Origin of the sequence: Brevibacterium sp. (genome assembly GCF_022712115.1) — a bacterium.
Taxonomy (GTDB): Bacteria; Actinomycetota; Actinomycetes; order Actinomycetales; family Brevibacteriaceae; genus Brevibacterium; species Brevibacterium salitolerans.
The window spans coordinates 1-9822 of sequence record NZ_JALAHB010000015.1 but is presented as its reverse complement, the minus strand read 5'-3'; the positions used below and the strand labels follow the sequence as shown (position 1 = coordinate 9822).

At 70.5% G+C, this 9822-nt stretch carries 7 protein-coding genes, 1 tRNA gene and 1 CRISPR repeat array; of the genes, 3 read left to right on the top strand and 5 right to left on the bottom strand.

Annotated elements, in window-relative coordinates; translation table 11 throughout:
• Nucleotides 1-222 (bottom strand): hypothetical protein (locus tag Q0A33_RS00530; RefSeq protein ID WP_291791557.1); only part of this gene is annotated, 222 nt, incomplete at its 3' end.
• A 176-nt stretch (nt 223-398) separates the two neighbouring features.
• Entirely contained in the window at nt 399-2255 is a 1857-nt protein-coding gene (locus Q0A33_RS00525; protein ID WP_291791554.1) for a hypothetical protein, read from the bottom strand.
• A 332-nt stretch (nt 2256-2587) separates the two neighbouring features.
• Here Q0A33_RS00525 and Q0A33_RS00520 point away from each other — a divergent pair.
• A tRNA-His gene (locus tag Q0A33_RS00520) sits at nt 2588-2663 on the top strand.
• Nucleotides 2664-2791: 128 nt separating this feature from the next.
• Nucleotides 2792-4003 (top strand): PrpF domain-containing protein, encoded by a 1212-nt coding sequence (locus Q0A33_RS00515; RefSeq protein WP_291791551.1) that lies wholly within the window; start codon nt 2792-2794, stop codon nt 4001-4003.
• Here Q0A33_RS00515 and pdxT read toward each other — a convergent pair.
• Nucleotides 3891-4634, bottom strand: coding sequence for a pyridoxal 5'-phosphate synthase glutaminase subunit PdxT (pdxT, locus tag Q0A33_RS00510; RefSeq protein ID WP_291791548.1), 744 nt, complete (start codon nt 4632-4634; stop codon nt 3891-3893). The two genes, Q0A33_RS00515 and pdxT, sit on opposite strands and share 113 nt — an antisense overlap.
• Nucleotides 4631-5542: a pyridoxal 5'-phosphate synthase lyase subunit PdxS gene (pdxS, locus tag Q0A33_RS00505; RefSeq protein ID WP_291791545.1), complete on the bottom strand. Its 912-nt coding sequence runs from the start codon at nt 5540-5542 to the stop codon at nt 4631-4633. Before pdxS ends, pdxT begins: the two co-directional genes overlap by 4 nt.
• 130 nt (nt 5543-5672) lie before the next feature.
• On the opposite strand from pdxS, the gene Q0A33_RS00500 reads away from it, so the two are divergent.
• Entirely contained in the window at nt 5673-7154 is a 1482-nt protein-coding gene (locus Q0A33_RS00500) for a PLP-dependent aminotransferase family protein (protein ID WP_291791543.1), read from the top strand.
• Nucleotides 7155-7269: 115 nt separating this feature from the next.
• A CRISPR array of direct repeats spans nt 7270-8271; the repeat unit is 28 nt; unit sequence GTCCGCCCCGCGTATGCGGGGATGAGCC.
• An 88-nt stretch (nt 8272-8359) separates the two neighbouring features.
• On the opposite strand, the gene Q0A33_RS00495 is transcribed toward Q0A33_RS00500, so the two are convergent.
• Complete coding sequence (locus Q0A33_RS00495) at nt 8360-9799, bottom strand: methyltransferase (RefSeq protein ID WP_291791540.1); 1440 nt, start codon at nt 9797-9799, stop codon at nt 8360-8362.
• Between the last annotated feature and the right edge of the window lie 23 nt (nt 9800-9822).

The following is a 9822-nucleotide window of genomic DNA, read 5'->3' as shown; positions in this document are numbered from 1 at the left end:
GGGCAGCACTCCGCCGGAGGACTCCGCTCCCTGCACACCGGCCTCGGCCGGGATGTGCGCCCCGGGGTCGCCGGCAGGGGCATCCGCCCCGGCGGATGCCGCCGAGGAGGTGGTCGGCACACCCCCGGCGCCCATGTCCGGCTGTGCATGGGCGGGGAGCGGGGAAGCGGCGAGGCACACGGCGACTGCCGTCGCGAGTGCGAGCCGTGGTCTACGCGTCATGGATCCTCGGGAAGGCAGGGATCGGTTCTCTCCCACTCTATCCGTCTTCGTGACCGTATCGCGATCTTATGTGTTCAAATCTTTACAGAAGTCGCCCCGGAGACCCTGCAGGGAAACCTGCCGCTTCTCGCGCGATTCCGCCGGTGAGAGAGCTGTCGCCGCAGCACGGCCGGAATTCAGTCCTGCGGGTACGCCACCACGCGGTCCGCACCTGAGCGCACGATTGCGTAACGGGCGTCGTCGACCACTGCGAGGAGGTCGGCACCCGTGGTGTAGGCGGTCGGACCGCCGGAGACCGTGTCCGCGAGGATGACTCCGGCGCCCGCCTGCGAACCCGGCACCAGGTCGCCCCGCGGCTCCCCCAGCTGCACTCCGCTCTCCGTGCCGTCCATGACGAGCAGGCCGCTGCGGAGGTCGTAGAGATACGGGCCGATGACCGCGAGCTTGTAGTCCTGCCCCCGCGTCCAGTCGGCCTCCCCGAGCTCCCCGCTGGAGACCTCGTTGACGGATGACAGGCTCCCGTCCTGAAGGCTGTGCACGGCCAGCTGCAGTCGCTGCCCTGATGTCGGGTTGGCCTCGGGCTCGCCCCAGACCGTGATCGCGAGGCCGTGCCCGGCGGACTTCCACTGCTTGATCTCGAGACCGTCGCCGGGCGACTCCAGGTCGAGGCGCTCCATCTCCCCGCTCGCGATGTCCGTGAGCTCCAGCGGGCCGTCGAAGGGGGCGCTCACCAGCCGACCGCCGTCCACCGCCATGGGCGTGGAGCCCGGAGGAGGCGTGGGGATGTCGACGAACGAGCCGTCGGCCGCAAGGGTGCTGAGGTCATTGCCCTCGCGGATGAGCACGCTGTCCCCGGCGGACGACATGCGCGCCGTGGGGCTGAGGTCGTAGGCGACCGTGCTGTCCTCGCCGTCGAACAGCGCCTCGACCCGGTTCTCGTAGCGCCAGACGAGCGCGGCCCGCCCCTCGATGACGGTGTCCGCGGCGAACGAGACGGTGCCGGAGTACTCGTTGGAGTAGCGGACCTCGCCCGTCGTGGGGTCCAGCACGGAGAGATCCCCGCCGTCCACCACCAGGATCCCGCGGGAGGAGGCGGTCACCGAGGCCGTCTGCGGCACCTCGGCCTCCCATTCCGGTTCCTCCGCGTAGCCGGGAACCGGAGTGGTGGACTTCTCCTGCGTCACGGGGACGCGGCTGGGGACGGTGGAGCTGGTGGGCACCTCGGATTCCTTCGCGGCGGGAGTGCCGATGAGATCGGGAAGGAAGAAGAAGGCCATCGCAAGGACGAGGAGCACGGCCAGGACCAGACCGGGGACCGTGAGGCGCATACCCCGCGGAGCGTGAACCGCTGGACGCCGGCGGGAACGTGCCGCGTCCGTCCCCCTGCGCCGTTTCGCGCCGCGCTCCTGCGGATCCGTCGCGCCGGAGCCGGGGATGGTCTCCGCAGGTCCGGAGTAGCGTGTGCCCACGGGGAACTCCGCCTCCGAGGCCGTCTCCCGGTCCTGGCGCTCCGCCCCTTCGCCGGCCTGCACCTCCGTGGACCGGGCGATCTCGTCATCCGCGGATCCGCTCGCCGGACGCTGCGAATCCGCATCGAGACCGGCGGGCGCCTGCGCGTAGAGCGGGTAGGCGGGGCCTTCGTCGTCCGAGGCCGGGACCGCGAGATCTGTGGGCGCACCGGCGTCTGCGGATGCGCCGGCCTCAGGGTCCGAGGCCGCTGCGACGGCGCCCTCCACCGGCTCCGCACCCGCACTCCCGTCCGGGACCGGGGCGGCGGCCTCGCCGTCCGGCGGCACGGCATCCTCACCCGACTCCCCCGCGGGCAGGGCGGCGATCTGGCCGTTCTCACTGATGCGGATCTCACGCGCGATGCCGCCGTCTGCGATGGTCACCTGCAGAGACACCTGTGCAGAGCGCGCATGCCCGGCGAGGTGCGCCATCGCGGACCCGAGGTCCGGGTGCGGGGTGACGGCGCCGTCGATGCTCACTTCTGCGCTGCGGTCCTGTGCAACGGCGATCTGAGCGTGGGGCATGGTGTGGGTCGACCTCGGGAAGTGCTGCGACGATGAAATGGCTGCGGCGCACTGAGCGCGACCACCAGTGTAAGTACGTTCGGGTCGAAGAACGCCGCCCATCCCCTTTCCGAGTCCCAATAGTTACCCCAGCAGGTGCTGCGACGCCGTCAGCGCCGGAGGTCTCCGTGAGGCCGCTGGAGGCATCCCGGCGCTGCCTGCAGACCCACGCTCGGCGCGTGCGTGACGAGCATCTCACCTCCCCATCCGCCTGAGAGTTGGCTCCCGCACCCCAACGGGTCTATGCTTTCTTCTGTTGTCCGAACGGCGCTCCGGTGCCGCTCGTGCACATGGTGGCTATAGCTCAGCTGGTAGAGCACCGCGTTGTGGTCGCGGGGGTCGCGGGTTCAAGTCCCGTTAGCCACCCCACTCCGAGAGGCCTCTCGATCCGCTTGTACACGCGGATCGAGAGGCCTTCTTCATTCCTCGCGAGGGCCGGGGGCGCACAGAAGGTGCACGCCCGGCTCACGGAACCCCACACAGATCGGAGCGCCCTCATGCAGTGGACGAACGCCGCCTTCATGCGCGGCGGGACCAGCAAGGGTCTCTTCTTCGCGGAGCAGGATCTGCCTCCGCGGGGTCCGGACCGGGACGCGCTCTATCTGCGTGCGCTGGGCTCTCCGGACAGGTTCGGCCGGCAGCTCGACGGCATGGGCGGCGGGATCTCGTCGCTGTCCAAGGTGGTGAGCGTCACCGCCTCCGACCGCGCCGGGGCAGAGCTCGACTACACCGTCGGCCAGGTCGCGGTGGATGCACCGGTGGTGGACTACTCCGGCAACTGCGGCAATCTGTCAGCGGCTGTTGTGCCGTTCGCACTGGAGAGCGGTCTCCTCGTCCTCCCCGACGGGCCGCAGACAGTGCGGATCTTCAACACGAACACGGAGAAGCACATCGAGGTGCAGCTGCGGGTGGAGAACGGCACGGCGTCCGCCTCGGGGCCTCTTGTGCTTCCCGGGGTCTCCGGGACCGGCTCCCCCATCGAGCTCCGCTATCTCCGCCCGGCAGGCTCACGGACCGGGGCACTGCTCCCCACCGGCGCCGCTGCGGACGTGCTGCGGCTCGAGGACGGTGAGCACCACGCCTCACTCATCGACGCGGCCAATCCCATGGTCTTCGTCCGTGCGGAGGATCTGGGACTGCGCGGGGACGAGCTCCCGGCGGAGCTGGATGCGGACTCCGCGCTGATGGGGAGGCTCGACCGCCTGCGGCGCGCCGGTGCCGTCGCGATGGGCATGGCCGCCGAGGACGCCGCAGCTCCCCGCGCAGTCCCCAAGATCGCGTTGGTGGCAGGTCCGCGCACCTGCCGGCTGCTCGACGGGACGACCGTGGCCGCCGAGGACGCCGACCTCACCCTGCGCGTGCTCTCGATGGAGCAGACGCACCTCGCCACACCCGGCACCGCAGCGCTCTGCACCGCGGCGGCGGCGCAGATTCCCGGGAGCACCGTGGCCGAGGCCGTGCGCCCGAGCGCGGCGGGCGGTGCGCTGCGCATCGCCACACCCTCCGGCGTCGTCACCGCGGGTGCAGACGTGCGCACCGCCCCCGACGGCAGGCTCACCGCGGAGAGCGCGTCGCTCTACCGCACCGCGCGGACTCTCATGCGGGGGCAGGTCGCGGTGCCTGCAGGGCAGCCTCGGGGCTCGCGGCGAGGGCCTCAGGACTCGACGCGATCCGCACGAGTTCGCGATGGAGCCGGTCGTCGCCGGTGAGCTCCGGGTGGAAGCTCGCGGCGAGGACCCGCCCCTGCCGCACGGCAACGGGACGCCCGCCGTGCGTGGCGATGACCTCAGCCCCCTCTCCGACCTGCTCGATGAGCGGCGCGCGGATGAACGCAGCCCGCATGGGCCTCGGGCCGGGCGAGCTCCCGCCGGGATCCGGCAGACTCACGGAAACCTCCGCCTCGAAGGAGTCCCGCTGGCGGCCGTAGGCGTTGCGGCGGGTCCGGACGTGGAGACCGCCTATGGTGTCCAGTCCGGCGAGGCCGGCCTCGGGCACCACGGTCTCGCTCAGCAGGATGAGGCCCGCGCAGGTGCCCAGCACCGGCATGCCCTCGTCCATGCGCCTGCGGACGGCGGGCAGGAGACCCTGGGGATGGGCGAGGCGCGCGATCGCCGTGCTCTCCCCGCCCGGGATCACCAGTCCTGACAGGCTCGCCAGCTGGTCCGGCCGCCGCACCGGCACCACCTGGGCGCCGAGTCCGTGCAGGAGGTCCGCATGTTCGGCGACGGCCCCCTGCAGCGCGAGGACGCCGATGCGGGGTGCGAGCGCGGAACCGGCCGCCGGAGCGCGCGCCTCCCCGCTCACCTCGGGCTCCCGGCCCGCGCCGGAGCTGCCGTTCACCAGCCGCGCTCAGCGAGGCGGTGGGGAGCAGGAAGCTCCGAGACGGAGATGCCGACCATGGCCTCACCGAGCCCGCGTGAGACCCTGGCGATCTCCGCCGCGTCCTCGAAGTGGGTGGTGGCGTGCACGATGGCCCTGGCGCGGGAAGCGGGATCGCCGGACTTGAAGATGCCGGAGCCCACGAAGACGCCGTCGGCGCCCATCTGCATCATCATCGCCGCGTCCGCCGGCGTCGCCACTCCCCCGGCCACGAAGGTGACGACGGGCAGGCGGCCGTCACGGGCCACCTGGGCGACGAGGTCGTAGGGGGCCTGCAGATCCTTGGCGGCGGCGTAGAGCTCGTCCGGCTGCAGTGCGGACAGCTTCGCGATCTCCTCGCGGATGGTGCGGATGTGCCTGGTCGCCTCGGAGACGTCGACGGTGCCGGCCTCGCCCTTGGACCGGATCATGGAGGCGCCCTCGGTGATGCGGCGCAGCGCCTCGCCCAGGTTCGTCGCGCCGCAGACGAAGGGGACGTCGAAGGCGCGCTTGTCGATGTGGTGGACGTAGTCGGCCGGGGAGAGCACCTCCGACTCGTCGATGTAGTCCACGCCCAGCTCCTGCAGGACCTGCGCCTCGACGAAGTGGCCGATCCGCGCCTTCGCCATGACGGGGACGGAGACCGCGCCGATGATCTCCTCGATGAGGTCCGGGTCGCTCATGCGGGCGATGCCGCCCTGCGCGCGGATGTCGGCCGGGACGCGCTCCAGGGCCATGACGGCCACGGCACCGGCGTCCTCGGCGATGCGGGCCTGCTCCGCGGTGACGACGTCCATGATGACGCCGCCCTTGAGCATGCGGGCCAGACCGGTGTTGAGGCGGGAGGCTGTGTCTGTGGCGTCTGCGGTCCGGTCTGCGGTGACGGTCATCTCGAACTCCTGGAAAACGTGGCGAAGGTGAACGAGGTCAAGCATGGCCCTCTCCACCGGTACAGCAGAAGATCCAGTTCCGACTTCTTTCATTGGACCAGTTGCGGTCTCGCCGGAATACGATTCGTTCATGGCCGCCACTCTCCCGCTCGTCCTCGACCTCTCGGCGCGCATGCCGGCATCTGCGCAGATCGCCGCCGGCGTCCGCACGCTGGTGGCGGCGGGCTCACTGCAGCCGCAGCAGGCGGTGCCCTCCACCCGTGCGCTGGCGGCCTCTCTGTCCGTTTCTCGTGGAACAGTGGTGGCCGCGTACGATCAGCTGATCTCCGAGGGCTACCTGGTCAGCCGACCCGGCGGCACCACTCGAGTGCATCCGGAAGCAGGCGAGCTGAGCCTGCCGCAAGGAGCGGACGCCCGCACTGCCGCTGTCTCCCGCACTGCGGCAGCGAGCGCCCCGGCTCCTTCGCTCATCGACCTCAGCCCCCATCGACGAGCCGCGCCGCGTATGGATGACCCCGCTTGGCGGGAGGCATGGCGGCGTGCCGCCACGGCTCCTGAGCCTTCGGACCGCCGGACCGTGCCCCAGCACCCGGGCGAGGACTTCTGGGCGGCAGGTTCCTCTCCCGCGCAGGGTCTGCCGGAGCTGCGCGAGGCCGTGGCCGAACATCTGCGGCTCATGCGTGCGATGTCCGTGGATCCCGCGCAGCTGGTCATCACCGCCGGAGCACGTGATGGCCTCGCACTGCTCATTGCGGCACTGCGGGACAGGCTGGCGCCCATGGCTGTGGAAGATCCGGGCTATCCGGGTCTGCGGCGCGTGCTGCGCAGGCTCATGGTCCCCACACTCCCCGCGCCCACTGACAGCGCAGGAGCCGTGCCGTCGCTGACGCCTGCGGCGGCCGGCTCCGTCCTGCTCACGCCCAACCACCTGTTTCCCACCGGCGCGGGTATGCCTGCGCCTCGGCGGATCGAGCTGCTGCGACAGGCGGCAGATCGAGGACAGCTCGTCATCGAGGACGACTTCGACAGCGACTATCGGCACGTGGGCGCGCCTCTGCCTACGCTGTGGGACCTCGCACCGGAGTCCGTCGTGCACCTGGGGACGTTCACGCAGGTGATCACGCCCGAGGCCGCGGTGGGTTACATCCTCGCTCCGCCGGCACTCGTCCCCGCGCTCGCACAGGCACGCAGCGATCTCGGTTCCGGGGCATCGGCGATCGCACAGCGCGCCGTGGCGGACTACCTGGCCTCGGGCGGGCTGCGGCGCAGCATCACTCGCAGGAGGCGAGCGCTGGTGCGCCGGCGTGCGCGGCTGCTGGAGACGCTCGCGGACTGGGAGGTGGAGATGGTCTCCGGAGCACAGGCGGTGGTGCGGCTGGGTGACGCGGGGACCGCGCATTCCGTCGCCGAGGCCTGTCTCGCCCGCGGGGTGCGTGTGGGGGACCTCGGCGGCTATTGGGAGGCGGGTGGACAGCGTTCGGCGGCTGATGCCAACGGCACCCGGCCTGAGGACGCGCACGGAGTGATGCTCAGCTTCACCGATGTCTCCGATGAGGCGCTGACGGCCGCCCTGCGCATCGTCGCGCGGTCGTTGCGGGAGAATCACGGATGAGGACGGAGACATGACCGAATGCTTGGCACCTTTTCCGTCATGCGCCGGCGTCCGATCCAGACCGAAGTCGTATGTGAAATGGCTCTACCCACGGTATTCCTGCAGGTCAGGAAGTGTCCGCCCCGCGTATGCGGGGATGAGCCGCCCTCGGGGAGGTTGCGGGGTGCGATCTGCTTAGTCCGCCCCGCGTATGCGGGGATGAGCCCGCCGCCCTCGACCTGCACCGGTACACGTTCGTGTCCGCCCCGCGTATGCGGGGATGAGCCCTTCTCCCAGGCGACGATGGCGATGCACTCCCGGTCCGCCCCGCGTATGCGGGGATGAGCCGGAGCGGACCGTGCCTTCTGAGCCCTGGAGGGAGTCCGCCCCGCGTATGCGGGGATGAGCCGTTGCGGGTGCAGTGGGAGCGGCAGGCGGACTCGTCCGCCCCGCGTATGCGGGGATGAGCCGGTACTTCTACCGGCGCATGGATCAGGACGCGTCCGCCCCGCGTATGCGGGGATGAGCCCACCTAAATGCAGCCCCTGAGAGGACACCTCTTGTCCGCCCCGCGTATGCGGGGATGAGCCCGACGGGGAGAGCGGCCCTCTCACCCGCATCCTGTCCGCCCCGCGTATGCGGGGATGAGCCCCGCGCCCACTTGCTTGTGGTGGCGTCGATGGCGTCCGCCCCGCGTATGCGGGGATGAGCCGGAGGCCGCAGCATGATCCGCTTCCTGCTTATTGTCCGCCCCGCGTATGCGGGGATGAGCCCTGCACCAGCCCAAGACCATCCAGGAGAAGACCGTCCGCCCCGCGTATGCGGGGATGAGCCTCGTTACCGAAGCCTCACGAGGCCGTGCGGTAGGTCCGCCCCGCGTATGCGGGGATGAGCCCCCCGACGACCCACGCCTGACCGGCACGGTCCTGTCCGCCCCGCGTATGCGGGGATGAGCCCTGAAATGGCCGTCAAGAAGCAGAAGCTCGACCGTCCGCCCCGCGTATGCGGGGATGAGCCCGTCGTCCCGTCCTTCTGCCACTTCCCCTGCTGGTCCGCCCCGCGTATGCGGGGATGAGCCGCTGCAGGCCCGCATGACGCAACGCCAGCACGCGTCCGCCCGCGTATGCGGGGATGAACCCAGATAGGTAGGCATTCAGCGCTGGTTGAGGCAGAGCCCCGTCAATCCCGGAAGGGGCTCGGGCTCAGCAACCAGACGAATATCTCCGTCACTGCTTCCAGGCCGCCAGAACCGTGAAACGCCGGTCCCGTGCCCACTGCTCCACATGAGCGAAGCTGCTCGCCAGGTGGCTGCGGTAGCGCAGGTGCGAGTTCTGCACGAGGACGAGGAGCCCGCCGGGCCTCAGCAGCGCATGCGCGGAATCGATGAGCGCATGTGCCGTATCTGTCGTCACCGTGGTGCCCTCGTGGAAGGGCGGGTTCAATGTCACCAGATCGAATGCTCCGGCTTCGAAGCCCTCACCCCACGGCAGGGCAGCGGTACCATCCGCATGCCGCAGCACCGGGCCGCCATCACCCGAGGCGAATGCAGATCCCTCGTGAGTTCCCTCCCCGCCCCTGCCGCTGCCGTTCACGTCCAGCGTCATTCGCGCCGAAGCTGCAGCAGCCCAGGAATCGTCCACGCCTGCCAGCCGCGCACCGGGGAACAGCACTCTCACCTCGCGCAGCAGCCAGCCATTGCCGCAGCCCAGGTCGAGAACTCTCAGCGGGCTTCCTCCTGCATCATCTGCTGAGCCCGCAGGCCCTTCAGCGGCGTGCGCCCGCAGAGCCTCCAGAAGCAGCCGCGCGCCGGCGTCCACACGCGAACCGCCATAGCAGGCGCCGAAGGCCGAAATGCCGTCGCGCACCACAGGTGTGGGCAGACCGGGCGATGACCCCCCAGCGCCTGAAGCACCCCGCCACCCGGTCGCGATGAGCAGCCGGGACTTCGCCAGGCCCGGCGAGACGTCCACACGGCTGAACCACGCTTCGAGTTCCCCATTGAACGCCTTCGTCATGTGCTTCTCACGGCCGGCGAGCACCAGCTCCACATCGGAGTGCGGCCGGCCGTCCTGCCCTGCCATGATCGCCCCGACGAGATGCAGCAGATCACCCAGCGCCCTCACCTGCTTGGGCGCTGAGACGATCACTCGCAGACGGAGCCCGCCCTCAGCAGCGAACTCCGGAGCATCCTCAGCATGTCCCTTCCGGAACCCACCAGCCGCCGGTCCCTCCTCAGACAGAACTCCGCGCACGCAGCGGCACACCTCGGAGAAGGGATTCCGGTCCTCACCCTGTCCAGAACTCCGCACCACTTCCACGGCGCTCAACGCGGCGACAGACCCACCCGAACCCTCGCACCGGGCCACAGCCGCGGCGACCGCAGCCGCCTCGGCGGCGGAATCGCAGCGCACCACGTGCGGTGAGGACGAGATACCGGCACTCACCAGCGTGAGTGCGCCGTCCGAGTCGTCGAGGACGAGTGTGACTTCGGCCTCCCTCAGCAGCGGGGCCGCGGTCTCCGGCTGAGGAAGCCGCCCGGACTGGTCGAGCTCTCCTGCCGCCCGCCCGGCCAGGTACTCCTTCAGCAGACGAGCCGTGGGATGACCCGCCGGCCACTCCGGGAACACCTCACGCAGCCGGCCGGCGGACCGTAGACTCGTCGGCATGTCTGCTTCGCTCCTGCCTCGTG

Excerpts from the sequence above, each read along its gene's own strand:
- Q0A33_RS00525 (WP_291791554.1), bottom strand. The coding sequence starts at position 2,255 with ATGCCCCACGCTCAGATCGCCGTTGCACAGGACCGCAGCGCAGAAGTG.
- Q0A33_RS00515 (WP_291791551.1), top strand. The coding sequence starts at position 2,792 with ATGCAGTGGACGAACGCCGCCTTCATGCGCGGCGGGACCAGCAAGGGT.
- pdxS (WP_291791545.1), bottom strand. The coding sequence starts at position 5,542 with ATGACCGTCACCGCAGACCGGACCGCAGACGCCACAGACACAGCCTCC.
- Q0A33_RS00500 (WP_291791543.1), top strand. The coding sequence starts at position 5,673 with ATGGCCGCCACTCTCCCGCTCGTCCTCGACCTCTCGGCGCGCATGCCG.
- Q0A33_RS00495 (WP_291791540.1), bottom strand. The coding sequence starts at position 9,799 with ATGCCGACGAGTCTACGGTCCGCCGGCCGGCTGCGTGAGGTGTTCCCG.